The sequence below is a fragment of the Stenotrophomonas nematodicola genome (assembly GCF_009467805.1).
Taxonomy (GTDB): Bacteria; Pseudomonadota; Gammaproteobacteria; order Xanthomonadales; family Xanthomonadaceae; genus Stenotrophomonas; species Stenotrophomonas nematodicola.
In genome coordinates this window covers 94,580-120,441 of sequence record NZ_WIAY01000005.1, presented here as the reverse complement: position 1 = coordinate 120,441, position 25,862 = coordinate 94,580, and the positions used below count along the sequence as shown (strand labels likewise).

Below are 25,862 nucleotides of genomic sequence, written 5' to 3'. Positions count from 1 at the left end.
CGGCCCTTCGTCCATCCAAGAACAAGCCAGGTAACGCTGTGAGCCAGATTCCGACCCTCGACATCACCCGTTTCGACAGTGACCGCGACGCCTTCGTTGCAGAGCTGGGCGCGGCCTACCGCGAATGGGGTTTCGCGGGCATCCGCAACCACGGCATCCCGCAGGCCGACATCGATGCGGCCTACGACGTCTTCAAGGCCTTCTTCGCTCTGCCGGAGGAGACCAAGCGCCAGTACCACGTGCCGGGCAGCGGTGGCGCCCGCGGCTACACCCCGTTCGGCGTGGAAACCGCCAAGGGCTCCCAGCACTTCGACCTGAAGGAGTTCTGGCACATCGGCCGCGAGATCCCGGACGATTCCAAGTACCGTGACGTGATGGCCCCGAACCTGTGGCCGTCCGAGGTTCCCGGTTTCCGTGAGCGCGGTTACGGCCTGTACCAGGCCCTGGACAACCTGGGCTCGCGGGTCCTGTCGGCGCTGGCGCTGCACATCGGCCTGCCGATCGACTTCTTTGCCGACAAGACCAACAACGGCAACTCGATCCTGCGCCCGATCCACTACCCGCCGATCACCGCCGAGAACATTCCCAACGTGCGCGCCGGCGCACACGGCGACATCAATTTCATCACGCTGCTGGTCGGTGCCAGCGCGGCGGGCCTGGAAGTGCAGTCGCACGAAGGCAAGTGGGTGCCGTTCACTTCCGACGCGGACACCATCGTGGTCAACATCGGCGACATGCTGCAGCGCCTGACCAACCATGTGTACCCGTCCACCATCCATCGCGTGGTCAATCCCCCGGGCGAGCAGGCGCGCCAGCCGCGTTACTCGGTGCCGTTCTTCCTGCACCCCAACCCGGACTTCCTGATCGACGTGCTGCCGACCTGCATCACCCCGGAAAACCCGAGCCGCTACCCGGAGCCGATCACTGCCCACGGCTTCCTGGAAGAGCGCCTGCGCGAGATCAAGCTGAAGTAACCGCCCATCCGACCGAACCGGCAGGTACCGACCGCTGGTCGGTACGCCCCGGAAGTCTGCCAAAAGGCCACCGTCATGGTGGCCTTTTTGTTTGTCGCGAACGGCGCGGCTGCTCATTGCTATCAGCGCGGGGCGAGGCCCGGCACACCCCTCCGCGACACGCCGTGAACCCATCCCTGGGGGCTGCTCCAAAACATCCATGTTTTGGAGCGTCGCTGCGGGGTGCACCGGTCCTCACCCCTCAAGCAGTCCGTCGACCGGATCGGAAAGCAGATTCAAGCCGTCGGCATGGGCCGCTTCTGCCGTCCGGTCGCCATCATCTGTAGGGGGCTGGGGCCGGTACGCCCCGGAGGGACTGTCGAAAACATGGATGTTTTCGACAAGCCCCCAGGGATGGGTTTACGTGCGTGTCCCGGAGGGGCGTACCGGACCCGGCCCCCTCTCCGACAACAATGAACAGCCGCGCTCTTCGCGCCAAACCCGGCCACAGATCATTATCCATTTGAAATGTAAGCGTTTTCGGCGGGACGCTGATTCGTTACATCCGGTATCATTGCCCGTTGATACCCAACTGGAGCCCCGCCATGCGCCGCAAGATCGTCGCCGGTAACTGGAAGCTGCACGGCAGCCGCCAATTCGCCACCGACCTGGTCAGTGACCTGGTCGCCAGCCTGCCGCGCGATGGGGTGGAGGTGGTCATCCTGCCGCCCCTGCCTTACCTGGGCGAACTGGTCGAGGACTTCGAGGGCCGGGCCATCGCCTTTGGCTCCCAGGACGTGAGCTCCAACGAGAAGGGCGCCTACACCGGCGAGGTCTCGGCCTCGATGCTGGCCGAGGTCGGCGCCCGCTATGGCCTGGTCGGCCATTCCGAGCGCCGCCAGTACCACAATGAATCCAGCGAGCTGGTGGCACGCAAGTTCGCCGCCGCCCTGCATGCCGGCCTGGTCCCGGTGCTCTGCGTGGGCGAGACGCTGGAGCAGCGCGAGGCCGGCCAGACCGAGCAGGTCATCGCCGCCCAGCTGGCCCCGGTGCAGGCCCTGGTGGGCCCCTCCGGCTTCCAGCATGCCGTGGTCGCCTATGAGCCGGTCTGGGCCATCGGCACCGGCCGGACCGCCAGCAAAGAGCAGGCCCAGCAGGTCCATGCCTTCATCCGTGGCGAAGTGGCCAAGCTGGATGCTAGAATCGCTGATTCGTTGCCGATCCTTTACGGCGGCAGCGTGAAGCCCGACAACGCTGGGGAACTGTTCGCGCAGCCCGATGTCGATGGTGGGCTGGTGGGCGGCGCCTCCCTGGTGGCCGCGGACTTCCTGGCCATCGTCGATGCGGCGGCCGGGCGCTAACAAGATAATGTGCCGACCGACCGTCGGCGCGACATGTCCGAGGACGGATTCGAAATGCTGATGTTGATCCTCAATGTGGTCTACGTGCTGGTGGCGGTGGCCATGATCGCGCTCATCCTGATGCAGCGTGGTTCCGGCGCGGCCGCGGGTTCGGGTTTCGGCGCGGGCGCCTCGGGGACCGTGTTCGGCGCGCGCGGCGCGTCCAATTTCCTGTCCAAGTCGACCAAGTGGCTGGCCGTGGTGTTCTTCGGCATCAGCCTCTTCATGGCCTGGTACGCCAGCCACGGCTCGCGCCCGGCAGCGCAGCAGGACCTGGGCCTGATGTCGGCCCCGGTGGAAAGCGTGCCGGCAGCGCCGGCAGGTGAGTTGCCGGCCGTGCCGAAGGCCCCGGCAGCCCCCGTCCAGACCCCGGTCCAGCAGCCGGTTCCGCAGGCCACTGTGCCGGCTGAGGCGGGAGCGAAAATTTCTGGTGAAGAAAAGCCTTCGGAAGGCACCCAGAATCGCTGAAGACGGTTACAATATGCGGCGCATTGGGAAGTAACCCCCGGTGCGATCGTAAGCCCAGGTGGCGGAATTGGTAGACGCACTACCTTGAGGTGGTAGCGACGAGAGTCGTAGGGGTTCGAGTCCCCTCTTGGGCACCATTGTTTGTAAGCGGATTTCGTCTGGCGCGCACGGCGCCAGGGTGCGGAGTCCGTCCACTCCCCCATGCCAAAGCGCCTGCAGGCGCAGCGGCAGAGGCAAGAGAGAATCGCTGTGCTGGCCGAATATTTGCCGTCTCTGCTGTTTCTGATCGTTGCCACCGGTATCGGCGTTGCGCTGATGCTGGTCGGCCGATTCCTCGGTCCACGACGTCCTGATCTGGAAAAGCTCTCGCCGTACGAGTGCGGCTTCGAGGCTTTCGAGGACGCGCGCATGAAGTTCGATGTGCGCTACTACCTGATCGCGATCCAGTTCATCGTATTTGACTTGGAAATCATTTTCATCGTGCCGTGGACCCAGGTCTTCATGGAACTGGGTGCGCGTTCGCTGGTCACGATGGGCCTGTTCGTGGGCATGCTTTTCCTCGGTTTCATTTACGTCTGGAAGAAGGGAGCGCTGGAATGGGAGTGATTCAGACTCTCGATGGCCTGATGAACAACCCGGTCCCGGAAGGGCGGGTCGACGACATCCTGCGCCCCGAAGGCGACAACCCGCTGCTCGAAAAGGGCTACGTGACCACCAGCGTCGATGCGCTGTTGAACTGGGCGCGGACCGGCTCGATGTGGCCGATGACCTTTGGTCTGGCCTGCTGCGCGGTGGAGATGATGCATGCCGGCGCGGCGCGCCTGGATCTTGACCGCTACGGCGTGGTGTTCCGCCCGTCGCCGCGTCAGTCCGACGTGATGATCGTGGCCGGCACCCTGGTCAACAAGATGGCCCCGGCGCTGCGCAAGGTCTACGACCAGATGCCGGACCCGAAGTGGGTCATTTCGATGGGCAGCTGTGCCAACGGTGGCGGCTACTACCACTACTCCTATGCAGTAGTGCGTGGTTGCGACCGCGTGGTCCCGGTGGACGTCTACGTTCCCGGGTGTCCGCCTACCGCCGAAGCGCTGGTGTACGGGATCCTGCAGCTGCAGAAGAAGATCTGGCGTACGCAGACCATCGCCCGCTGACATTCCTCCTGACAAGAGCACGCCAAGCCCCCATGGCAGAGCAAGCATCCTTCATCGACCGACTCTCCGCACGCTTTGCCGGTGCGCAGGTCTTCGTGGTCGAACCCCGCGGCGAAGTGACGCTGGAAGTGCCCGCCGCTGACTGGCATGCCACCGCCCTGGCGCTGCGCGACGAATTCGGTTTCGAGCAGTCCGTCGACCTGTGCGGCCTGGACTACCTCGGCTACGGCAGCGACGAATGGGATACGGCCGACGTGTCGTCCCAGGGCTTCAGCCGCGGCGTCGAGGGCAAGTCCGTCGGTCGTTTCGCATGGGGCGAGTTCCCCACCCGCGAAACCAGCGATGGCGCCCAGCCGCAGCCGATCCCGCTGCAGCGTTTCGCCGTGGTCGCCCAGCTGCGTTCCTACCAGCACAACCTCACCATGCGCATCCGCTGCTTCGCGCCGAATGAGGAACTGCCGGTGGTCGCGTCGCTGACCAGCGTCTGGCCGGGCCTGAACTGGTTCGAGCGCGAAGCGTTCGACCTCTACGGCGTGATCTTCGAAGGTCACCCGGACCTGCGCCGGATCCTGACCGATTACGGTTTCGTCGGCCATCCGTTCCGCAAGGATTTCCCGCTGATCGGCAACGTCGAAGTGCGCTACGACGAAGAGAAGAAGCGCGTGATCTACGAGCCGGTGACCTCGGTGGAGCCGCGTGTCGGCGTGCCGCGCGTGATCCGTGACGATGCCCGTTTCCAGACCGCTGCCGGCGAAAGCGCGCAGACGGAGGCAGTAAAGTGAGTGAATTCCACCAGGCCAGCCAGGCCTTTGCGAGCAATCCCGCCGAAAGCCGGCAGGAAATCCGCAACTACACGATGAACTTCGGCCCGCAGCATCCGGCCGCGCACGGTGTGCTGCGCCTGATCCTGGAAATGGACGGCGAAACCATCATGCGTGCCGACCCCCATGTGGGCCTGCTGCACCGTGGTACCGAGAAGCTGGCCGAGTCCAAGCCCTTCAACCAGTCGATCGGCTACATGGATCGCCTGGATTACGTGTCGATGATGTGCAACGAGCACGCCTACGTGCGCGCGATCGAAACCCTGATGGGGATCGAAGCGCCCGAACGCGCGCAGTACATCCGCACCATGTTCGACGAAATCACCCGCATCCTGAACCACCTGATGTGGCTGGGTTCCAACGCGCTCGATCTGGGCGCGATGGCGGTGATGCTGTACGCCTTCCGTGAGCGTGAAGAGCTGATGGACTGCTACGAAGCGGTCTCCGGCGCGCGCATGCACGCGGCCTACTACCGTCCGGGTGGCGTCTATCGCGACCTGCCGGATCGTATGCCCAAGTACAAGGAATCGCGCTGGCACAAGGGCAAGGCCCTGAAGAACCTCAACGCCGCGCGCGAAGGGTCGCTGCTCGATTTCCTCGAGAACTTCACCGTCGAGTTCCCCAAGCGTGTCGACGAGTACGAGACCCTGCTGACCGACAACCGTATCTGGAAGCAGCGTACCGTCGGCATCGGCGTGGTCAGCCCGGAACTGGCCCATGCGTGGGGCATGACCGGCGTGATGCTGCGTGGCTCGGGCATTGCCTGGGATCTGCGCAAGAAGCAGCCGTACGCCAAGTACGATGCCGTCGAGTTCGACATTCCGCTGGGTAAGGAAGGCGACTGCTACGACCGCTACCTGGTCCGCGTGGCCGAGATGCGCGAGTCCAACCGCATCATCAAGCAGTGCGTGCAGTGGCTGCGTGCCAACCCCGGCCCGGTCATGGTCAAGAACTTCAAGGTCGCGCCGCCCAGCCGCGAGGACATGAAGGACGACATGGAAGCGCTGATCCATCACTTCAAGCTGTTCAGTGAAGGCTACTGCGTCCCCGCCGGCGAAACCTACGCTGCGGTCGAAGCGCCCAAGGGCGAGTTCGGCTGCTACCTGATGTCCGATGGCGCCAACAAGCCGTTCCGCGTGCACCTGCGCGCGCCGGGTTTCGCCCATCTGTCCTCGATCGACTCGGTCGTGCGCGGGCACATGCTCGCCGACGTGGTGGCCATGATCGGCACCTACGACCTGGTGTTCGGTGAGGTGGACCGGTGATCCCGGCCGCATGCACGATGCCTGACACCCGCCGGCTTCTGCCGGCGCTGCAGGTTCTGGTCTTTCACGATTTGGTATTCGCTGAGGTCGGCCGATGAAGGCGACAGGTAATTTCGAGGCGGCGCGCGACGTCGACCCGATGGTGGTGTTGAGCGACAAGACGCGCGCGCACATCGATCACTGGCTGGCCAAGTTCCCGCCGGATCGCAAGCGCTCGGCCGTGTTGCAGGGCCTGCATGCGGCACAGGAACAGAACCAGGGCTGGCTGACCGACGAGTTGATCGCCGGCGTCGCCAGGTATCTGGATCTGCCGCCGGTGTGGGCCTATGAGGTTGCCAGCTTCTACTCGATGTTCGAGACCGAGAAGGTGGGCCGCCACAACGTCGCCTTCTGCACCAACATCAGCTGCTGGCTGAATGGCGCCGAGGACCTGGTTGCGCACGCCGAGAAGAAGCTCGGCTGCAAGACCGGCCAGTCCACCGCCGACGGCCGCGTCTACCTCAAGCGCGAAGAAGAATGCCTGGCTGGTTGCGCCGGTGCGCCGATGATGGTCATCAACGGCCATTACCACGAGCGCCTGACCGTCGAGAAAGTCGACGAGCTGCTGGACGGGTTGGAGTAAGACATGGCACATCATCACGCACCCACGGGTCCGGTCGGTCCTGCGCCGCTGCCGCACCAGGTGGTCTACACCACGCTGCACTACGACACCCCGTGGTCGTATGAAAGCTACCTCAAGACCGGTGGCTACGCCGCCCTGCGCAAGATCCTCGAAGAGAAGATCTCGCCGGAACAGGTCATCGAGATGGTCAAGCAGTCCAACCTGCGCGGCCGCGGTGGCGCAGGCTTCCCGACCGGCCTGAAGTGGTCCTTCATGCCCAAGGGCACCATGCAGAAGTACATCCTCTGCAACTCGGATGAATCCGAGCCGGGCACCTGCAAGGATCGCGACATCCTGCGCTACAACCCGCATTCGGTCGTGGAAGGCATGGCAATCGCCTGCTACGCCACCGGCAGCACCGTGGGCTACAACTACCTGCGCGGTGAGTTCCACCACGAGCCCTTCGAGCACTTCGAGCAGGCCCTGGCCGACGCGTACGCGAACGGCTGGCTGGGCAAGAACATCCTCGGCAGCGGCGTGGACATCGACATCTACGGTGCGCTCGGTGCCGGCGCTTACATCTGCGGCGAAGAAACCGCGCTGATGGAGTCGCTGGAAGGCAAGAAGGGCCAGCCGCGCTACAAGCCGCCGTTCCCGGCCAACTTCGGCCTGTACGGCAAGCCGTCGACGATCAACAACACCGAGACCTATGCCTCGGTGCCGGCGATCATCCGCAACGGCCCGGAGTGGTTCCAGAGCCTGAGCCTGACCAAGAACGGCGGTCCGAAGATCTTCTCGGTTTCCGGCTGTGTGCAGAAGGGCGGCAACTTCGAAGTGCCGCTGGGCACCACTTTCGACGAGCTGCTGGAGATGGCCGGCGGCCTCAAGCCGGGTCGCACCCTGAAGGGCGCGGTTCCGGGCGGTGTGTCGATGCCGGTGCTCAAGGCCGAAGAACTCAAGGGCCTGCAGATGGACTACGACACCCTGCGTGCCCTGGGCACCGGTCTGGGCTCGGGCGCCATCGTGGTGCTCGACGACAGCGTCTGCTGCGTCAAGTTCGCCTGCCGCATCTCGCAGTTCTTCCACAAGGAATCCTGTGGCCAGTGCACCCCGTGCCGCGAAGGCACCGGCTGGATGCACCGCGTCCTGGAACGCATCGTTGCCGGCAAGGCCACGATGGAAGACCTGCACCAGTTGAAGGCAGTGGCCGGCCAGATCGAAGGCCACACCATCTGCGCGTTCGGTGAAGCGGCGGCATGGCCCATCCAGGGCTTCCTGCGCCAGTTCTGGGACGAATTCGAGTACTACATCGTCAACGGTCATTCGATGGTTGACGGCAAGAAGGTGGAGGCAGCCGCTGCATGAGCGCGCAACCCGTAAATCCGAGCGTGCCACCGGATCATGTGACCGTCGAAATCGACGGCCAGTCCCTGGTCGTGCCCAAGGGCTCGATGATCATCCAGGCCGCCGACAAGGCCGGCATTCCGATCCCGCGCTTCTGCTACCACGAGAAGCTGCCGATCGCGGCCAACTGCCGCATGTGCCTGGTCGACGTCGAGAAGTCGCCCAAGCCGGCGCCGGCCTGCGCCACGCCGGTCATGGATGGCATGAAGGTCGCCACCCGCAGTGAGAAGGCACTGAAGTTCCAGCGCTCGGTGATGGAATTCCTGCTGATCAACCATCCGCTGGACTGCCCGATCTGCGATCAGGGCGGCGAGTGCGAGCTGCAGGACGTCTCGCTCGGCTATGGCCGTTCGGTGAGCCGCTTCAACGAGCGCAAGCGCGTGGTGCCGGACGAGGACATGGGCCCGCTGGTCGCCACCGAGATGACCCGCTGCATCCAGTGCACGCGCTGCGTCCGCTTCACCGCCGACGTTGCCGGTACCTATGAACTGGGTGGCATGTACCGCGGTGAGAACCTGCAGATCGGCACCTACGACGGCAAGCCGCTGACCACCGAGCTGTCCGGCAACGTCGTCGACGTGTGCCCGGTCGGTGCGCTGACCAACAAGGTGTTCCAGTTCCGCGCCCGTCCGTGGGAACTGACCGCGCGCGAATCGCTGGGCTATCACGACGCGATGGGCTCGAACCTGTTCCTGCACGTGCGTCGCGGCGAAGTGTTGCGCGCGGTGCCGCGCGACAACGAGTCGGTCAACGAATGCTGGCTGTCCGATCGCGACCGCTACTCCCACCAGGGCCTGTACAGCGACGACCGTGCGGTCAAGCCGCTGCGCAAGGTCAACGGCGAGTGGAAGGAAGTGAGCTGGGCTGAAGGCCTGGCCGCCGCCAAGGAGATCTTCGCCGCCCATCAGGGCGACGACCTCGGCGTGCTGGTGCACCCGTCGGCCTCCAACGAGGAAGGCGCGCTGCTGGCGCGACTGGCCAAGGGCCTGGGCACCTCCAACATCGACCACCGCATCAACAACCGCGACTTCTCCGACGCTGCCGTGGCCGAGGTGTTCGGCCTCCCGCTGGCCGAGATCGAAGGCGCGGACAGCATCGTCGTGCTCGGCAGCAACATCCGCCACGAGCTGCCGTTGCTGCACGCCCGCCTGCGCAAGGCACAGACCACGCGCAACGCGAAGATCCACGCGGTCAACCCGGTCGACTTCGACTTCGCCTTCAAGCTGGCCGGCAAGCAGATCGTTGCACCGTCGAAGTTCATCGACGCGCTGGGCAATGCCGAGCTGCGCGAGGCCGTGAAGGGGGCCAACAACGCCGTCCTCATCGTCGGCGCGATCGCCGAGAACCACCCGCAGGCCGCCGCCATCCGCGCCGCCGCGCGCGATTTCGCCGCCGCTACCGGTGCCAGGCTGTGCCGCATCCCGCAGGGCGCCAACGCCGTGGGCCTGGCCCGCGCCGGCGTGCTGCCGACCGGCAAGGACGTCAACGCCATGCTGGCCCAGCCGCGCAAGGCCTATGTCCTGTACGGCATCGAGCCGGGCCTGGACTTTGCCGACGCCGCTGCTGCCCGCAAGGCGCTGGCCGGTGCACAGGTGGTGGCCTTCAGCCAGTTCGCCTGCGCCTCGACCCGCGATGTGGCCGACGTGATCCTGCCGATCGGCGCACTGCCGGAAGTCGACGCCACCCTGACCAACCTCGATGGTCGCGAGCAGACGGCCCGTGCCGGCGGCAAGCTGCCGGGCGAGGCGCGTGAAGGCTGGCGCGTGCTGCGTGCGCTGGGCGGCGAGCTGTCGCTGGCCGGTTTCGAGTTCATCGATCTGGCCGGCCTGCGCGCCAGCCTGGCGCCGGTCAGCGTCACCGTTGCGCCGTCCGCCGCCGCGCCGGTCGCTGTGGAAGGCCTGGAAGTGGCCTCGACCGCCGCGATCTACCGCACCGATGCGGTGGTCCGTCGCGCCCAGGCGCTGCAGTCGCACCCGCTCAACAACGCGCCGCGCATCGTGCTCAACGCCGACGACGCAGCCCGCCTGCAGCTGGTTGAAGGGCAGATGGCCAAGGTCGGCACCGATGCCGGTCGCGCCACGCTGCCGGTGGTGGTCGACGCCCGCGTCGCCGCGGGGTCGGTCTGGATTGAATCGGGCCACGGTGCTACCGCGCCGCTGGGTGCCGCACGCGTAACGGTGGTGGCTGCATGAACGAATTGCTGTTGAACGCGGTCGACCCGCTGCACCAGTGGCTGCTGTCGCTGGGCGAGATCGGCGCGCTGGCCTGGATCATCCTGAAGATCCTGGTGATCACCATGCCGGTGATCATCTCGGTGGCCTTCTACGTGGTCTGGGAGCGCAAGCTGATCGGCTGGATGCACGTCCGCCACGGCCCGATGTACGTGGGCATGGGCATCTTCCAGGCCTTCGCCGACGTCTTCAAACTGCTGTTCAAGGAAATCATCCAGCCGGCCAGCTCGCACAAGGCCATGTTCGTGCTGGCACCGCTGATCACCCTGGCGCCGGCCTTCGCGGCGTGGTCGGTGATTCCCTTCGATGCGAAGATCGTGCTGTCCAATGCCAACGCCGGCCTGCTGTATCTGCTGGCGATGACCTCGCTGGGCGTGTACGGCATCATCCTCGCCGGTTGGGCCTCCAACTCGAAGTACGCCTTCCTGGGTGCGATGCGCGCCTCGGCGCAGATGATCAGCTACGAAATCGCGATGGGCTTTGCCCTGGTCGGTGTGATGATCGCCTCGGGCAGCCTCAACCTGAGCAACATCGTGCTGGCCCAGGCCGGCAACGCCGGCCTGTTCGACTGGTTCCTGCTGCCGCTGTTCCCGCTGTTCGTCGTGTACTGGGTGTCCGGCGTGGCCGAAACCAATCGCGCGCCGTTCGACGTGGTGGAAGGCGAGTCGGAAATCGTCGCCGGCCACATGGTCGAGTACTCCGGTGGTGCGTTCGCGCTGTTCTTCCTGGCCGAATACGCCAACATGATCCTGATCAGCTTCCTGATCTCGATCTTCTTCCTCGGCGGCTGGCTGAGCCCGATCCAGGGCTGGGTCACTGCGGACATCTCCCCGTGGATCGACTGGATCTGGAAGGGCGGCTGGCCGTGGCTGCTGCTGAAGGTGTTCTTCTTCGCCAGCTCGTACATCTGGTTCCGTGCCAGCTTCCCGCGCTTCCGTTACGACCAGATCATGCGTCTGGGCTGGAAGGTCTTCATCCCGCTCACCATCGCGTGGATTGCAGTGACGGCGTTGATGGTGTTCTACGGCGTGATCCAGAAGGGCGTCTAAGTGATGAATCGAATTACCCATTACTTCAAAAGCCTGCTGCTCCTCGAGCTGCTCGGGGGGCTGTGGCTGACCCTGAAGTACGCGTTCAAGCCGAAGTACACCCTGATGTACCCGATGGAGAAGTTCCCGCAGTCGCCGCGTTTCCGCGGCCTGCACGCGCTGCGCCGTTACCCCAACGGCGAAGAGCGCTGCATCGCATGCAAGCTGTGCGAAGCGGTGTGCCCGGCGTTGGCGATCACCATCGACTCGGCCAAGCGCGAGGACGGCACCCGCCGCACCACCCGCTACGACATCGATCTGTTCAAGTGCATCTTCTGCGGCTTCTGTGAGGAAAGCTGCCCGGTGGACTCGATCGTCGAGACCCACATCCTCGAGTACCACTTCGAGAATCGTGGCGAGAACATCGTTACCAAGCCGCAGCTGCTGGCCATCGGTGATCGGCTTGAAGCCGAGATCGCCGAGCGTCGCGCCGCCGATGCCGCTTTCCGCTGAGGTCGAATGATGGATTGGGTAAATATCGCTTTCTGGGTCTTCTCCATCGTGGCGGGCATCTCCGCTGCGGCGGTGATCAGCGTGCGCAATCCGGTGTATGCCGTGTTGTGCCTGATCCTGACCTTCTTCTCCGTGGCCTGCATCTGGATTCTGGTGGGCGCCGAGTTCCTGGGCGTGGCCCTGGTGCTGGTGTACGTCGGCGCAGTCATGGTGTTGTTCCTGTTCGTGGTGATGATGCTGGACATCGACGCCTCCAACCTGCGTGAGGGCTGGGTGCGTTACCTGCCGATCGGGCTGGTGGTCGCGGTGACCATGCTGGTGCAGATGCTGGTGCTGATCGGGGTGAAGGGCAGGGCGGTCAATCCGTTCCCGGCCGACAACGCCGCCGCGCTGGCCGCCGACACCTCCAACATCACCTGGCTGGCCCGCAGCCTGTTCACCGAGTACCTGCTGCCGTTCGAGTTCGCTGCCGTCATCCTTACCGTGGCCGTGGTTGCCGCCGTGATGCTGACTCTGCGTCGTCGCAGCGGCCTGAAGACCCAGAACCCGTCCCTGCAGACGATGGTGAAGGGCAGCGATCGCCTGCGCATCGTCAAGATGGACGCGGAAAAGCCGCTGGTGCACACCGTTACCAAGCCGTCGAGCGACGAGGAGGCCAAGCCATGATTACCCTCGGCCATATTCTGGCGCTGGGCGCGCTGCTGTTCTGCATCAGCCTTGCCGGCATCTTCCTCAACCGCAAGAACATCATCGTGCTGCTGATGTCGGTCGAGCTGATGCTGCTGTCGGTCAACATCAATTTCGTCGGGTTCTCGCGGGAACTGGGTGACACGGCCGGACAGCTGTTCGTCTTCTTCATCCTCACCGTGGCCGCGGCCGAGGCCGCCATCGGCCTCGCGATCCTGGTAACCCTGTTCCGTAACCGCCGCACCATCAATGTCGGCGAAGTCGATTCGCTGAAGGGCTGATCCGTAGATGGAAATCACTCTCTCCAAGAGTCTGTTGATCGCAGTGGTGCTTGCACCGCTGTTCGGCAGCATCATCGCTGGCCTGTTCGGTCGCCAGGTGGGTCGCGCTGGCGCGCAGGCGGTCACGATCCTCGGCGTCGCAGTGAGCTGCGTCCTTTCCAGCTATGTCCTGTACATGCTGCTGTGGGGCGGCGCCCAGCCGTACAACGAAAACGTCTACACGTTCTTCGAAGTGGGCCGCTATTCCGCCCATGTCGGCTTCATGGTCGACAAACTGACCGCCATGATGATGGTCGTGGTGACCTTCGTGTCGTTCCTGGTGCACGTGTACACCATCGGCTACATGCAGGATGACCCGGGCTACCAGCGGTTCTTCAGCTACATCTCGCTGTTCACCTTCTCGATGCTCACCCTGGTGATGAGCAACAACTTCCTGCAGCTGTTCTTCGGCTGGGAAGCGGTGGGTCTGGTGTCGTACCTGCTGATCGGCTTCTGGTTCAAGCGCCCGACGGCGATCTTCGCCAACATGAAGGCGTTCCTGGTCAACCGCGTCGGCGACTTCGGCTTCATCCTCGGCATCGCCGGTGTGATGTGGGTGTTCGGCACCCTGGACTACGCCACGGTGTTCGCCAATGCCCCGCTGCTGGCACAGCCGGAGATGGCGCTGCAGGTGTGGTCGGGTTCGATCAGCCTGTTCGGCCAGAGCTACCAGCTGATGAACGAGCCGGTCATCTGGTCGATCGCCACCATCATCTGCATCTGCCTGTTCATCGGTGCGATGGGCAAGTCGGCCCAGGTGCCGCTGCACGTCTGGCTGCCGGACTCGATGGAAGGCCCGACCCCAATCTCGGCGCTGATCCATGCCGCCACGATGGTCACGGCGGGCATCTTCATGGTCACCCGCATGTCGCCGCTGTTCGAGCTGTCGCAGACCGCGCTGAACTTCGTGCTGTTCATCGGTGCCACCACCGCGTTCTTCACCGGCCTGATCGGCATCGTGCAGAACGACATCAAGCGCGTTGTCGCGTACTCCACGCTGTCCCAGCTGGGCTACATGACCGTGGCGCTGGGCGTGTCGGCTTACTCGGCCGCCGTGTTCCATCTGATGACCCACGCCTTCTTCAAGGCGCTGCTGTTCCTCGGCGCGGGTTCGGTGATCATCGCCATGCACCACGAGCAGGACATGCGCAGGATGGGCGGGCTGCGCAAGTACCTGCCGGTCACGTTCGTGACCATGTGGATCGGCACCCTGGCCCTGGTCGGTACGCCGTTCTTCTCCGGCTTCTACTCCAAGGACACCATCATCGAGGCCGCGCAGCACCACGCGCACGTGTCGTCGAGCTGGGTGGCGACCTACGGTTACTGGGCGGTGCTGGGTGGCGTGATCGTCACCAGCTTCTACAGCTTCCGTCTGCTGTTCCTGACCTTCCACGGCAAGGAACGCTTCCGCGATGCGCATGACGACCACGGTCACGGCCATGACGATCATCATGCGGCCCATGCCGACCATCACGCTGCCGCCGACGCGCACGCTGCCGATGCACACCATGACGACCACGGTCACGGCCACGGTCCGCACGAGCCGCACGAGGCTCCGTGGGTGGTCACGCTGCCGCTGATCCTGCTGGCGATTCCCTCGATCGTGATCGGCTTCTTCAGCATCGGTCCGATGCTGTACGGCACCGGCTGGTCGGGCGACCACGCCGAGCATGCCATCCCGGGCCAGGTGCATTCGTTCTTCACCGGCATCGTCGACTTCTACAACCCGGCGCGCGACACCATCGGTGCGCTGGCCGAAGAGTTCCACGGTCCGGTCGCCTTCGCGATCCACGGCATGATGGCGCCTGCGTTCTTCCTGACCGTGGCCGGTTTCCTGCTGGCGGTGCTGTTCTACCTGTGGAAGCCGGAGCTGGCGGGCAAGGCCCGCACGACCTTCGCGCCGCTGGTGTCGGTGCTGGAGAACAAGTACGGTTTCGACAAGCTCTGGATCGGCGGTTTCGCCGGTGGCGGCATCAAGCTGGGCAAGGTTTCGCGCGCGATCGACACGAATGTCGTCGATGGTGTGGTGGTCAACGGTTCGGCACGCCTGATCGATCTGGCGGCCAACCTGCTGCGTCGCACCCAATCCGGTTTCCTCTATCACTACGCCTTCGCGATGATCATCGGCCTGATTGCCCTCCTGGGCGTCCTGATGCATTACCTGCGTTGATGACCTGTACGGAATAAGAAGACGTGTCGAACTGGCCCCTACTCAGTGTTCTCATCTGGCTGCCGATCATCGGCGGTGCCCTGATCCTTGCCATCCGTGACGCCCAAACCGCCCGCTGGGCGTCGCTGGGCGTGGCGGTGCTGACCTTCGTGGCCAGCCTGTCGCTGCTCAGCGGCTACGACGTGGCCAACGACGCGCTGCAGTTCGTCGAAACCCGCGCCTGGATCCCGTCCTACAAGATCGGCTACAACCTTGGCGTCGACGGCATCGCCATCGCGCTGATCCTGTTGACCACACTGGTCTCGGTGCTCGCGCTGATCGGTGCCTGGAGCGCGATCGACAAGCGCGTCAACCAGTACGTGGCCGCCTTCCTGATCCTGGAAGGCGTCACGGTCGGCATCTTCGCCGCGACCGACGCGATGCTGTTCTACGTGTTCTTCGAAGCGATGCTGATCCCGATGTTCCTGATCATCGGCGTCTGGGGCGGCCCGCGTCGCATCTACGCGGCGATGAAGTTCTTCCTGTACACCTTCCTCGGCTCGGTGCTGATGCTGGTGGCGCTGATCTACCTGTACCTGAAGGGCGGCAGCTTCCAGCTGGCCGACCTGTACCAGCTGCAGCTGTCGGCTGCCGAGCAGACCTGGATCTTCTTCGCCTTCCTGATCGCCTTCGCGGTCAAGGTGCCGATGTTCCCGGTGCACACCTGGCTGCCGGATGCCCACGTGGAAGCGCCGACCGCCGGTTCGGTGATCCTGGCCGCCATCGCGCTGAAGATCGGCGGGTACGGTTTCCTCCGCTTCAACCTGCCGATCGTCCCGGACGCGTCGCAGGAATGGGCGTGGCTGGTCATCGCCCTGTCGCTGATCGCCGTGATCTACGTCGGCCTGGTCGCCCTGGTGCAGGACGACATGAAGAAGCTGATCGCGTATTCGTCGATCGCGCACATGGGCTTTGTCACGCTAGGCACCTTCATCGCCCTGTGGCTGGTGCGCGACGCCGGCAACCCGGACGCCGCGCGTCTGGGCCTGCAGGGCGCGATGGTGCAGATGGTCTCGCACGGCTTCGTGTCGGGTGCGATGTTCTCCTGCGTCGGCGTCCTGTACGACCGCATGCACAGCCGCCGCATCGCCGATTACGGCGGCGTGGTCAACGTGATGCCGTGGTTCGCCACCTTTGCCATGCTGTTCTTCATGGCCAATGCGGGCCTGCCGGGTACCAGCGGTTTCGTCGGCGAGTTCATGATCATCATGGCCAGTTTCCAGCGCAATCCGTGGCTGGCACTGGGCGCGGCCACCACGTTGGTGATCACCGCGGCCTATACGCTGTGGCTGTACAAGCGCGTGTTCTTCGGTGAAGTGGCCAATGCCCATGTCGCCGAACTGAAGGACATCAACGGTCGCGAGTGGCTGGTGCTGGGTGTGTTTGCCGTGGGCACGCTTGCCCTGGGCCTGTACCCCAAGCCGCTGACCGACCTGATGGAGCCCTCGATCGCGAAGCTGGCGATGCAGATCGCATCCAGCAAGCTGCTGTAATCGGGCCGTCGAGAGTATTGATTCCAGGATTTGATGATGACCACCTCGCCGCTGTTGCCACTGACCGCCGCCGACCTGCCGCCGCTCGCTCCCGAGCTGGTGCTGATTGGCAGCGCCTTCACCTTGTTGATCCTGGATCTGTTCATCAGCGAAAAGAACAAGATCTGGACCCACCTGTTCTCGGTCGCCGCGCTGGGCGTGGTGCTGTTCATGCTCGCCACCGGCGTGGGCGGGCAGGGCGAGGTGTTCCACGGCATGTTTGTCCGCGATACCGCGGCCGACGTGATGAAGACCGTGATCGTGCTCTGCAGTGGCCTGACCCTGGTCTACGGCTGGAGCTACCTGCGCGAGCGCAAGCTCTTCCAGGGTGAGATTCCGGTGCTGATCCTGTTCGGCACCGCCGGCATGATGATCCTGGTCTCGGCCGGCAGCCTGCTGATGGTCTACCTGGGCCTGGAACTGCTGGCGCTGTGCTCCTACGCACTGGTGGCCAGCAACCGTGAGAACGGCCTGGCCTCCGAAGCGGCGATGAAGTACATCGTGCTGGGCTCGCTGGCCTCCGGTCTGCTGCTGTACGGCATGTCGCTGATCTACGGTGCCACCGGCTCGCTGCACCTGGACGTGATCCACGCGGCGATTCCGCATTCGGAAGAGAAGATGCTGCTGCTGACCGGCGCGGTCTTCATGATTGCCGGCGTGGCGTTCAAGCTGGGCGCGGCCCCGTTCCACATGTGGCTGCCCGACGTGTACCAGGGCGCTCCGGCCCCGGTCGCGCTGTTCATCAGCTCGGCCCCGAAGCTGGCCGCGTTCGGCATGGCCTACCGTCTGCTGGAAGTGGGCGTGGGCCCGCTGTCCGACGAGTGGAAGTATCTGATCGGTGGCCTGGCCGCACTGTCGCTGGTGGTCGGCAACCTGATGGCGATCGCCCAGACCAACCTCAAGCGCATGCTGGCGTACTCGACCGTGTCGCACATCGGCTTCCTGCTGCTCGGCATCGCCGGCGGTGGCGAGGAGGGCTACGCGGCGGCGCTGTTCTATGCCCTGAGCTACGCGATCATGTCGACCGCTGGCTTCGGCGCGATCATCGCGCTGTCCCGCAGCGGCTTCGAGGCCGAGAACATCAATGACTTCAAGGGTCTGAACGCGCGCAACCCGTGGATGGCCGGCCTGGTGCTGTGCATCATGGCGTCGATGGCCGGCATTCCTCCGTTCCTGGGCTTCTGGACCAAGTTGGCCGTGCTGGGCGCAGCGATCAACGGTGGCATGCTGTGGCTGGCGATCCTGGGTGTGTTGTGCGCGGTGGTGGGCTGCTTCTATTACCTGCGCGTCATCAAGGTCATGTACTTCGATGAGCCGGTGGGCGAGCCGCTGCCGGCCAACAACGACCGTGTGCTGGGCGTGGTGCTGGGCGTGAATGCCTTGGCGCTGCTGGCGCTCGGCCTGGCCTGGAACCCGATCATGGTCTGGTGCCAGCAGGCATTTGCACATCTTGCGTAAAAAACGATACAAAACTGCGCAATTAGTGTAATATTCGTTTCCTGAGTTGTTGATGCAGCGGTTTCGCCAGAATATCGTTGCGGTAGGTTCCCGTTCTTGGTGGCCAACCAACTCATCCGCTACTGCTGCGGGGTGGAGCAGTCTGGCAGCTCGTCGGGCTCATAACCCGAAGGTCGCAGGTTCAAATCCTGCCCCCGCTACCATATCGACCCGGTGAGAATCGGGTGGTGGACGAATCAGGCGATCCCGGCAACGAGGTCGCCTTTTTCGTTGCAGGGATCGGCAGCGATGCCCTGGTGTTTTAAAAGGGGTTGCGCGGGAGTGAAAACTCCCTTACAATTCCGCTTCTGCTGCGGGGTGGAGCAGTCTGGCAGCTCGTCGGGCTCATAACCCGAAGGTCGCAGGTTCAAATCCTGCCCCCGCTACCACAGAAAATCTGCAGTGCAGATGCAGTAGACGAAAAAGCGATTCCGGGAACGGGGTCGCTTTTTTCGTTGCTGGAATCCGCTTCTTTGGGGCGGCACAGGGGCGCAGGAGCCGGACGGGTGCGTCGATGACCCGAGGCCGGCTGTGCATCGACCTTCTTTCGTCTGTTGCCCGGTTCAGGTTCCGCAATGGCCACCCTGCAACCGCCCCAGGCCATTGCACCAGCGCGGTGCACCGGCTATCATCAGTGGCTTGGCGGACTGTTCATGCGCATCCTTTCAACGGACGTGAATGTGGCCCGCTACCGGCTTCCAGGAACGGCACCCTGTAACCAGGTCGCCGTGACCCCCCGGAAGGCTGGGCTCGCAGGAACATGCACCGCGTGTGTTCCCGCTACCGGAATCCAGCATGACCGGAGTTGTACCGGACAAGGGGCCCAGCGGGCCCTTTGTTGTTTCCGGAATGTGGCCAGGGGTGTTGGGCCGGCGCGACTGGCCACGCCAGTATCTCTTTCAACGAATCAAGGCAGACTGTGAGCGACAAGGCAACCGAAATCGCGAATCTGCTCGCCCCCACCGTTCAGTCGCTGGGTCTCGAGCTGCTGGGCGTGGAGTATCTGACTGCCCCGGGCGGTGCGACCCTGCGCCTGTACATCGACGTGCCGCTGGCCGAACAGCCCGAGCGCGTCGTCAACATCGACGACTGCGAGCGCGTCAGCCGTGAAGTGTCCGCGCAGCTGGACGTGGAAGACCCGATCAGCGCCAACTACACGCTGGAAGTCTCCTCGCCGGGCGTGGATCGTCCGTTGTTCACGGGTGAGCAGTTCGAACGCGCCATCGGCGAATCCGCCAAGGTGACGCTGAAGCTGCCGCAGGACGGCCGTCGCCGTCTGCAGGGCGAGATTCTCGCCGTGGATCTGGAACAGGGTACGGTCACCTTCAAGGTCGACAATGCCCCGTTCACCGCCGATGTCGAGAACATCGACAAGGCACGCATCATGCCGGACTGGGCCGCCCTCGGCCTCGCTCCGACCAAACCGACTGGCCCGGCGCCCAAGCAGGGTGGCAAGGCGAACAAGAAACCATCCAACGAGCCGGCGGCCAAGAAGCCGCGCGCGGAGTGAGCCAATGAGCAAGGAACTTTTGCTGGTAGTGGATGCGGTCGCCAATGAAAAGGGCGTTCCGCGTGAAGTGATCTTCGAGGCCATCGAGGCTGCACTGGCGTCGGCCGCGAAGAAGCGTTATCCGGACCAGGAAGTGCTGGCCCGTGTGTCGATCGACCACAAGGACGGCAACTACGAAACCTTCCGCCGCTGGGAAGTGGTGGCCGATGACGTGGTGATGGAGTCCCCGGATCGCCAGATCCGCCTGATGGATGCCATCGACGAAGCCGACGGCGTTGAAGTCGGCGACTACATCGAAGAGCAGATCGAGAACCCGGACTTCGGCCGTATCGCCGCACAGGCTGCCAAGCAGGTCATCGTCCAGCGCGTGCGCGAAGCCGAACGCCAGCAGGTCGTCGATGCGTGGAAGGATCGCGTTGGCGAGCTGGTCACCGGTGTGGTCAAGCGCGCCGAGCGCGGCAACATCTATGTGGACCTGGGCGGCAACGCCGAGGCCTTCATTCCGAAGGACAAGGGCATTCCGCGCGACGTGCTGCGCGCTGGCGACCGCGTGCGCGGTTACCTGGCCGAGGTCCGTTCGGAACCGCGTGGCCCGCAGCTGTTCATCAGCCGCGCCGCGCCGGAATTCATGATCGAGCTGTTCAAGCTCGAAGTGCCGGAAGTCGGCCAGGGCCTGGTCGAGATCAAGGCCTGCGCCCGCGATCCGGGCGACCGCGCCAAGATCGCCGTGCTGGCCCACGACGCGCGCACCGATCCGATCGGCGCCTGCATCGGCATGCGCGGTTCGCGCGTGCAGGCCGTATCCAACGAGCTCAACGGTGAGCGCGTGGACATCGTGCTGTGGAACGAAAACCCCGCCAACTTCGTCATCAACGCGATGGCGCCGGCGGAAGTGCAGTCGATCATCGTCGATGAAGAAAAGCACTCGATGGACCTGGCCGTGGCGGAAGAGCGCCTGGCCCAGGCGATCGGCAAGGGCGGCCAGAACGTGCGCCTTGCCAGCCGCCTGACCGGTTGGCAGCTCAATGTGATGACCCAGGACCAGGTGACCGCCAAGTCCGAGGCAGAGCAGGGCGTTGCCCGTCAGCTGTTCATGGACAAGCTGGAAGTGGATGAAGAAATCGCCGCCATCCTGGTGACCGAAGGCTTCAACACCGTGGAAGAAATCGCCTACGTCCCGGTCGGCGAACTGCTGGCCGTGGAAGGCTTCGACGAAGACATCGTCGAAGAGCTGCGTGCCCGTGCCCGCGATGCGCTGCTCAACGAAGCGCTGGCGGTGGAAGAGGGTCTGGAAGATGGTTCGCCGTCCGAAGACCTGCTCGCCCTGGAAGGCATGGACGAGGCGACTGCCTACGCCCTGGCCGGTCATGGCGTGCGAACCAGTGAGGACCTGTCGGACCTGGCCGCCGACGAGATCCTCGAGTTCGGTATCGAGGACCTGGACCAGGAGCGCGCCGCCGCTCTGATCCTGGCCGCCCGAGCCGAGGAGATCGCCCGCTTGGAGCGCGGCGAATGAGCCAGCGATGAACAGTGCCCTGACCCGATCAGGGCTTAGACTCCGCGCTGCCTTCGCACGTTTCGAGGGAGCGCCAACCAGATCATAGGATCCGAATGTCGCAGCAAACCACCATCCGCAAGCTTGCCGAACTGGTCAACACTCCGGTCGATAAACTGCTTGTACAGCTTGCCGAAGCCGGCATGAAGTTCAGCGGTCCCGACCAGGTCGTGACCAGCACCGAGAAGGTGAAGCTCCTGGGCTTCCTTCGTCGTTCGCACGGCAAGACCGAGCAGCCCGTCGAGAGCACCGACGAGGCCGCCAAGAAGATCACCCTCAACCGTCGCAAGTTGCAGGAAGTGACCGTCAGCGCCGGCCGCAGCAAGACCACCGTCAATGTTGAAGTGCGCCAGAAGCGCACCTACACCAAGGACAGCAGTGGCAAGGCGATGACGCCGGATGAGGAGCGCGCCGACATCCTGCGCAAGCTGGAGGAATCCCGCCAGCGCAATCTGGACGAGCAGCGCGCACTGGCCGAGAAGGACCGTGCGCGCGACGAAGAAATCGCCCGCAAGCGTCAGGAAGAAATCGACGCCAAGGAACGTGCCGAAGCCGAGCGCAAGGCGGCCGAAGCCGCTGCCGAAGCGGCCAGGAATGCACCGCCCGCACCGGCCCCGGCTGCAGCCAAGCCTGCCGCCGCCGATGCGCCGGCCCGTGGTCCGCGTCCGTCCGCTCCGTCGGCTGCGCGTCCGGCACCGCGTGCGGACGACCGCAACTCGAACAACAACAATCGCCCGGGCGCCAAGCGCGACGACGATGGCGGCAACCGCTTTGCCGGCCAGCTGCATCTGTCGGCCGCCGATCGTGCCCGCCGCGGCAACAACAGCAACTCGCGCGGTCGTCCGACCGGGCGCGTGCAGCACGGTGGCCGTCGCGACAGCAACCAGTCGCGCAGCGGCGGTGGTGCACATGGTTTCGAACGTCCGGTCGCCCCGATCGTGCGTGACGTGACCATCGGCGACACCATCACCGTGGCCGATCTGGCCCAGAAGCTGGCGGTCAAGGGCGGCGACGTGGTCAAGGCGCTGTTCAAGATGGGCGTCATGGCGACCATCACCCAGACCATCGACCACGATACCGCTGCGCTGGTGACCGAGGAACTCGGCCACAACGTGATCCGTGCCAACACCAACGACGCCGAGGACGCGCTGCTGGCGCTGGCCGGCGGCAACCAGGGCGAGCCGGTGGCACGTCCGCCGGTGGTCACCATCATGGGCCACGTCGACCACGGCAAGACCTCGCTGCTGGATTACATCCGCCGCACCAAGGTCGCCACGGGCGAAGCCGGTGGCATCACCCAGCACATCGGTGCTTACCACGTTGAAACGCCGAAGGGCGTGATCAGCTTCCTGGATACCCCGGGCCACGCGGCGTTTACGTCCATGCGTGCCCGCGGTGCCAAGCTGACCGACATCGTGGTGCTGGTGGTGGCGGCCGACGACGGTGTCATGCCGCAGACCAAGGAAGCCATCCAGCACGCCCGTTCGGCGGGTGTGCCGCTGATCGTGGCGATCAACAAGATCGACAAGTCCGGCGCCGATCCGATGCGTGTCAAGAACGAGCTGCTCACCGAGCAGGTCGTGTCCGAAGACTTCGGTGGCGACACCCAGATGGTCGAGATTTCGGCCAAGGCGGGCCTGGGCATCGACGACCTGCTCGACGCGATTTCGATCCAGGCCGAACTGCTGGAGCTGAAGGCCGTGGCCGATGGCCGCGCCAGCGGCGTGGTCATCGAGTCCTCGCTGGACAAGGGCCGTGGCCCGATCGCCACCGTGCTGGTGCAGCAGGGTTCGCTGAAGAAGGGCGACTACCTGGTCTGCGGTATCCAGTATGGCCGCGTGCGCGCCCTGTTCGACGAAACCGGCAAGCAGCCGGACCAGGCGGGTCCGTCGATTCCGGTGCAGGTGCTGGGTCTGTCCGGCGTGCCGGATGCAGGCGACGACTTCGTCGTGGTCGAGGACGAGCGTCTGGCCAAGGACGTCGCGCAGCAGCGCGAAACCAAGCGCCGTGAATCGCGCCTGGTGCAGTCGGCCGGCAGCCGCATGGAAGACATCATGGCGACCCTGGGCAAGGGCGATGGCCAGCAGGTGCTGAACCTGGTGATCAAGGCCGACGTGCAGGGTTCGGTGCAGGCGCTGAGCCAGGCACTGGTGGCGCTGTCCAACGAAGACATCCGCATCAACGTGATCCACTCCGGTGTGGGCGGCATCACCGAGTCGGACGCCAACTCGGCGGTCGCTTCGAAGGCCACCGTGATCGGCTTCAACGTGCGTGCCGACGCCTCCGCGCGTCGCATCATCGAATCCAACGGTGTGGACCTGCGTTACTTCTCGATCATCTATGACGTGATCGATCAGGTGAAGCAGGTGGCGTCCGGTCTGCTCGGCGTGGAAATCCGCGAAGAGATCATCGGTATCGCCCAGGTGCGCGACGTGTTCCGCAGTTCCAAGTTCGGTGCGGTGGCCGGTTGCATGGTCATCGAAGGTACGGTCAAGCGCAGCAAGCCGATCCGCGTCCTGCGCGACAGCGTGGTGGTGTTCGAAGGCGAGCTGGAATCGCTGCGTCGCTTCAAGGAGAACGTCGAGGAAGTCCGCAACGGTACCGAATGCGGTATCGGCGTGAAGGCTTACAACGACGTCAAGCCGGGCGACCAGATCGAGTGCTTCGAGCGTATCGAAGTGCCGCGTACCCTGTAATGGGGAACAGGGCCCGGCCAACGGTCGGGCCCTGTCAAATTTCCGGGTGGCGACCGTGGGTCGTGACCCGCTTATCCGAACATTGAAGAGCGTCTCGTGCCAAAAACCTTCCATCGAACCGACCGTGTTTCCGCCCAGATCCGCCGTGAGCTGGGTACGCTCGTGCACAATCTGGTGCGTGTGCACGGCTTGCCCTCGGTGAGCGTTTCCGACGTCGAAATCACCCGTGACATGGCCCATGCCAAGATCTTCGTCACCGCGCTGATGCCCGAACGTTCGGCAGAGGCGATGAAGGGTCTGAAGGAGCTGGCCTGGGAGCTGCGCATGGATCTGGCCAAGGCCATGAAGCTGCGCCACGTTCCCGAGCTGCACTTCCACTACGACGATTCGGTGGACCGCGGCGAGCGCATCGACAACATCCTGCGTGATCTGCCCGATACGCTGGCGGCCGAGAAGAGCCGCGACGTGCAGGGCGACGACGCCGATGACGCGGATGACGCCGCGCCGGCCGACAAGGCCTGACGCCACCCGATACAGCCCCGGGCCACGCCCGGTGGGCCGCGTTGCGCGCGGCAATGATCGACGACACGAGCAGCCGGGCAACGCCTGGCTCTACGGTGATATTCCATGACCCGAATTACGTTCCGTCGCCTGGACGGCCTCCTGCTGCTCGACAAACCGGGTGGCATGAGCTCCAACGCGGCGCTGCAGATCGCACGACGCCTGTTCCGTGCCGAGAAGGGCGGCCATACCGGCAGCCTGGATCCACTGGCCACCGGGCTGCTGCCGCTGTGCTTCGGTGAGGCGACCAAGATCGCGGGGTTGCTGCTTGGTTCGGCCAAGGCGTATGACGCCGAGGTCGTGCTGGGCCAGACCACCGACACCGACGATGCCGATGGCGTCGTGCTGCGTGAGCGGCCGGTACCGCCCATCAGCGCCGAGGCGCTGGACGCCGCGCTGGCGCCGCTGCGTGGACGCATCCGTCAGCGTGCCCCGATCTACTCCGCACTCAAGCAGGGGGGCGAGCCGCTGTATGTGAAGGCGCGCCGTGGCGACGCGATCGAAGCGCCCGAGCGGGAGGTGGAGGTGCATGCCATCGACGTGCTGGCGCAGCAGCCGACCCGGTTGACCCTGCGCGTGACCTGCGGCTCGGGTACGTACATCCGCAGCCTGGCCCGCGACCTGGGCGAAACCCTGGGGTGCGGGGCACATATCGCCGGTCTGCGGCGCCTGTGGGTGGACCCGTTCCGCGATGCGCCGATGGTGACCCTGGACACCCTGCGGGCGATGGCCGCCCAGGGGGATGAAGCCGGCATGGAGCGCCTGCTGCTGCCGCTGGCCGACGGTCTGGCGCATTACCCCCGGGTGACGCTGGATGCTGAACAGGCGGCCCGCTTCTGCGTGGGCCAGCGCCAGCGTGGCGAAGGCTGGCCAACCGGGCTGGTAGTCGTGTACGGCCCGGAGGACGCCATTCAGGGTCTGGGACAGGTTGATGCCAGTGGACTGCTGGCCTCCCAGCGCCGTTTCAACCTCTGACCGCCGGTCCGCCAGCCCACCCTGGTCCTTGTCCCGGACGGCCGCGACCGTTACAATTTCGCGGCCTTTTCAGGCTTCCCGCCTTGCGCGGGTTCATCCTTTCGTTCACGGCGAGTCGCGCGGTACGTCAATGGGACGTTTCTGCGGGCCACGCATCCAAGAGAAAATACAATGTCGATCGACACCCAGAAGGTCATTGAAGACAACAAGCGCAGCTCGGCTGACACCGGCTCCCCGGAAGTCCAGGTTGCCCTGCTGACCGCCCGCATCGAACTGCTGACCGGCCACTTCAAGACCCACAAGAAGGATCACCACAGCCGTCGTGGTCTGCTGCAGATGGTCAACCGTCGCCGCAGCCTGCTCGACTACCTGAAGAAGAAGGATGGCGTGCGTTACAAGGCCCTGATCGAAAAGCTCGGCCTGCGTCGCTAAGCAGGAATCCCAACCGCGGCGCAGGAATGCGCCGCGGTTTTGTTTTGGTAGTA

At 64.6% G+C, this 25,862-nt stretch carries 23 protein-coding genes and 3 tRNA genes; all 26 read left to right on the top strand.

Translation table 11 applies throughout. The annotated features are described in order from the left end of the window. Positions 1-38: 38 nt before the first annotated feature. A complete protein-coding gene (locus tag GDJ08_RS15080; protein ID WP_017354653.1) occupies positions 39-974 on the top strand; it encodes an isopenicillin N synthase family dioxygenase in 936 nt (311 codons plus the stop codon). 584 nt (positions 975-1,558) lie between these two features. After that, complete coding sequence (tpiA, locus tag GDJ08_RS15075; RefSeq protein ID WP_153165182.1) at positions 1,559-2,314, top strand: triose-phosphate isomerase; 756 nt, start codon at positions 1,559-1,561, stop codon at positions 2,312-2,314. Positions 2,315-2,368: 54 nt separating this feature from the next. Then, positions 2,369-2,821, top strand: a complete 453-nt coding sequence (gene secG / locus GDJ08_RS15070; protein WP_153165234.1) for a preprotein translocase subunit SecG — start codon at positions 2,369-2,371, stop codon at positions 2,819-2,821. A gap of 52 nt (positions 2,822-2,873) precedes the next feature. Next, positions 2,874-2,958: transfer RNA gene (locus GDJ08_RS15065), tRNA-Leu, on the top strand. Between the two features lie 112 nt (positions 2,959-3,070). Continuing rightward, entirely contained in the window at positions 3,071-3,427 is a 357-nt protein-coding gene (locus tag GDJ08_RS15060; RefSeq protein ID WP_026070543.1) for an NADH-quinone oxidoreductase subunit A, read from the top strand. Beyond that, entirely contained in the window at positions 3,418-3,972 is a 555-nt protein-coding gene (locus GDJ08_RS15055; protein WP_017354657.1) for a NuoB/complex I 20 kDa subunit family protein, read from the top strand. The genes GDJ08_RS15060 and GDJ08_RS15055 overlap by 10 nt, the downstream gene beginning before the upstream one ends. 32 nt (positions 3,973-4,004) lie before the next feature. Beyond that, the gene (locus GDJ08_RS15050; RefSeq protein ID WP_017354658.1) at positions 4,005-4,754 is read left to right on the top strand and encodes an NADH-quinone oxidoreductase subunit C; all 750 of its coding nucleotides are present in this window, start codon (positions 4,005-4,007) and stop codon (positions 4,752-4,754) included. Beyond that, positions 4,751-6,058, top strand: a complete 1,308-nt coding sequence (locus GDJ08_RS15045; protein ID WP_017354659.1) for an NADH-quinone oxidoreductase subunit D — start codon at positions 4,751-4,753, stop codon at positions 6,056-6,058. The genes GDJ08_RS15050 and GDJ08_RS15045 overlap by 4 nt, the downstream gene beginning before the upstream one ends. Positions 6,059-6,152: 94 nt before the next feature. After that, positions 6,153-6,680, top strand: coding sequence for an NADH-quinone oxidoreductase subunit NuoE (gene nuoE, locus GDJ08_RS15040; protein WP_017354660.1), 528 nt, complete (start codon positions 6,153-6,155; stop codon positions 6,678-6,680). A gap of 3 nt (positions 6,681-6,683) precedes the next feature. Next, complete coding sequence (gene nuoF, locus GDJ08_RS15035) at positions 6,684-8,024, top strand: NADH-quinone oxidoreductase subunit NuoF (protein ID WP_017354661.1); 1,341 nt, start codon at positions 6,684-6,686, stop codon at positions 8,022-8,024. Continuing rightward, positions 8,021-10,255, top strand: coding sequence for an NADH-quinone oxidoreductase subunit NuoG (nuoG, locus tag GDJ08_RS15030; RefSeq protein ID WP_153165181.1), 2,235 nt, complete (start codon positions 8,021-8,023; stop codon positions 10,253-10,255). Before nuoF ends, nuoG begins: the two co-directional genes overlap by 4 nt. Further along, a complete protein-coding gene (gene nuoH / locus GDJ08_RS15025; protein ID WP_017355929.1) occupies positions 10,252-11,343 on the top strand; it encodes an NADH-quinone oxidoreductase subunit NuoH in 1,092 nt (363 codons plus the stop codon). The genes nuoG and nuoH overlap by 4 nt, the downstream gene beginning before the upstream one ends. A 3-nt stretch (positions 11,344-11,346) precedes the next feature. Continuing rightward, positions 11,347-11,835, top strand: a complete 489-nt coding sequence (nuoI, locus tag GDJ08_RS15020; RefSeq protein ID WP_017355930.1) for an NADH-quinone oxidoreductase subunit NuoI — start codon at positions 11,347-11,349, stop codon at positions 11,833-11,835. Positions 11,836-11,841: 6 nt separating this feature from the next. Beyond that, positions 11,842-12,501, top strand: coding sequence for an NADH-quinone oxidoreductase subunit J (locus tag GDJ08_RS15015; RefSeq protein ID WP_017355931.1), 660 nt, complete (start codon positions 11,842-11,844; stop codon positions 12,499-12,501). After that, complete coding sequence (gene nuoK, locus GDJ08_RS15010; protein WP_017355932.1) at positions 12,498-12,803, top strand: NADH-quinone oxidoreductase subunit NuoK; 306 nt, start codon at positions 12,498-12,500, stop codon at positions 12,801-12,803. The genes GDJ08_RS15015 and nuoK overlap by 4 nt, the downstream gene beginning before the upstream one ends. Positions 12,804-12,810: 7 nt before the next feature. Continuing rightward, the gene (gene nuoL / locus GDJ08_RS15005) at positions 12,811-15,012 is read left to right on the top strand and encodes an NADH-quinone oxidoreductase subunit L (RefSeq protein ID WP_136003218.1); all 2,202 of its coding nucleotides are present in this window, start codon (positions 12,811-12,813) and stop codon (positions 15,010-15,012) included. 23 nt (positions 15,013-15,035) lie between these two features. Further along, positions 15,036-16,544: an NADH-quinone oxidoreductase subunit M gene (locus GDJ08_RS15000; RefSeq protein WP_017355934.1), complete on the top strand. Its 1,509-nt coding sequence runs from the start codon at positions 15,036-15,038 to the stop codon at positions 16,542-16,544. A 36-nt stretch (positions 16,545-16,580) separates the two neighbouring features. Next, entirely contained in the window at positions 16,581-18,041 is a 1,461-nt protein-coding gene (gene nuoN, locus GDJ08_RS14995) for an NADH-quinone oxidoreductase subunit NuoN (RefSeq protein WP_153165180.1), read from the top strand. Positions 18,042-18,167: 126 nt separating this feature from the next. Next, positions 18,168-18,244 (top strand) — tRNA-Met (locus tag GDJ08_RS14990). Between the two features lie 148 nt (positions 18,245-18,392). Further along, positions 18,393-18,469: transfer RNA gene (locus GDJ08_RS14985), tRNA-Met, on the top strand. 530 nt (positions 18,470-18,999) lie between these two features. Next, complete coding sequence (gene rimP, locus GDJ08_RS14980) at positions 19,000-19,590, top strand: ribosome maturation factor RimP (RefSeq protein WP_136003219.1); 591 nt, start codon at positions 19,000-19,002, stop codon at positions 19,588-19,590. Positions 19,591-19,594: 4 nt separating this feature from the next. After that, the gene (gene nusA, locus GDJ08_RS14975) at positions 19,595-21,106 is read left to right on the top strand and encodes a transcription termination factor NusA (protein WP_017355937.1); all 1,512 of its coding nucleotides are present in this window, start codon (positions 19,595-19,597) and stop codon (positions 21,104-21,106) included. A gap of 95 nt (positions 21,107-21,201) precedes the next feature. Then, positions 21,202-23,841 (top strand): translation initiation factor IF-2, encoded by a 2,640-nt coding sequence (infB, locus tag GDJ08_RS14970; protein ID WP_017355938.1) that lies wholly within the window; start codon positions 21,202-21,204, stop codon positions 23,839-23,841. 96 nt (positions 23,842-23,937) lie between these two features. After that, on the top strand, positions 23,938-24,363 hold the full coding sequence (rbfA, locus tag GDJ08_RS14965) for a 30S ribosome-binding factor RbfA (protein WP_136003220.1): 426 nt from the start codon (positions 23,938-23,940) through the stop codon (positions 24,361-24,363). A gap of 105 nt (positions 24,364-24,468) precedes the next feature. Next, a complete protein-coding gene (truB, locus tag GDJ08_RS14960; protein WP_017355940.1) occupies positions 24,469-25,377 on the top strand; it encodes a tRNA pseudouridine(55) synthase TruB in 909 nt (302 codons plus the stop codon). Between the two features lie 171 nt (positions 25,378-25,548). Beyond that, positions 25,549-25,809, top strand: a complete 261-nt coding sequence (gene rpsO / locus GDJ08_RS14955; protein ID WP_017355941.1) for a 30S ribosomal protein S15 — start codon at positions 25,549-25,551, stop codon at positions 25,807-25,809. Positions 25,810-25,862 lie beyond the last annotated feature (53 nt).

What these genes read in the sequence shown, in the direction of transcription:
- tpiA (WP_153165182.1), top strand. Translation starts at nt 1,559, where the DNA reads ATGCGCCGCAAGATCGTCGCCGGTAACTGGAAGCTGCACGGCAGCCGC.
- secG (WP_153165234.1), top strand. Translation starts at nt 2,369, where the DNA reads ATGCTGATGTTGATCCTCAATGTGGTCTACGTGCTGGTGGCGGTGGCC.
- GDJ08_RS15055 (WP_017354657.1), top strand. Translation starts at nt 3,418, where the DNA reads ATGGGAGTGATTCAGACTCTCGATGGCCTGATGAACAACCCGGTCCCG.
- GDJ08_RS15050 (WP_017354658.1), top strand. Translation starts at nt 4,005, where the DNA reads ATGGCAGAGCAAGCATCCTTCATCGACCGACTCTCCGCACGCTTTGCC.
- nuoE (WP_017354660.1), top strand. Translation starts at nt 6,153, where the DNA reads ATGAAGGCGACAGGTAATTTCGAGGCGGCGCGCGACGTCGACCCGATG.
- nuoF (WP_017354661.1), top strand. Translation starts at nt 6,684, where the DNA reads ATGGCACATCATCACGCACCCACGGGTCCGGTCGGTCCTGCGCCGCTG.
- nuoG (WP_153165181.1), top strand. Translation starts at nt 8,021, where the DNA reads ATGAGCGCGCAACCCGTAAATCCGAGCGTGCCACCGGATCATGTGACC.
- nuoH (WP_017355929.1), top strand. Translation starts at nt 10,252, where the DNA reads ATGAACGAATTGCTGTTGAACGCGGTCGACCCGCTGCACCAGTGGCTG.
- nuoI (WP_017355930.1), top strand. Translation starts at nt 11,347, where the DNA reads ATGAATCGAATTACCCATTACTTCAAAAGCCTGCTGCTCCTCGAGCTG.
- GDJ08_RS15015 (WP_017355931.1), top strand. Translation starts at nt 11,842, where the DNA reads ATGATGGATTGGGTAAATATCGCTTTCTGGGTCTTCTCCATCGTGGCG.
- nuoK (WP_017355932.1), top strand. Translation starts at nt 12,498, where the DNA reads ATGATTACCCTCGGCCATATTCTGGCGCTGGGCGCGCTGCTGTTCTGC.
- nuoL (WP_136003218.1), top strand. Translation starts at nt 12,811, where the DNA reads ATGGAAATCACTCTCTCCAAGAGTCTGTTGATCGCAGTGGTGCTTGCA.
- nuoN (WP_153165180.1), top strand. Translation starts at nt 16,581, where the DNA reads ATGACCACCTCGCCGCTGTTGCCACTGACCGCCGCCGACCTGCCGCCG.
- nusA (WP_017355937.1), top strand. Translation starts at nt 19,595, where the DNA reads ATGAGCAAGGAACTTTTGCTGGTAGTGGATGCGGTCGCCAATGAAAAG.
- infB (WP_017355938.1), top strand. Translation starts at nt 21,202, where the DNA reads ATGTCGCAGCAAACCACCATCCGCAAGCTTGCCGAACTGGTCAACACT.
- truB (WP_017355940.1), top strand. Translation starts at nt 24,469, where the DNA reads ATGACCCGAATTACGTTCCGTCGCCTGGACGGCCTCCTGCTGCTCGAC.
- rpsO (WP_017355941.1), top strand. Translation starts at nt 25,549, where the DNA reads ATGTCGATCGACACCCAGAAGGTCATTGAAGACAACAAGCGCAGCTCG.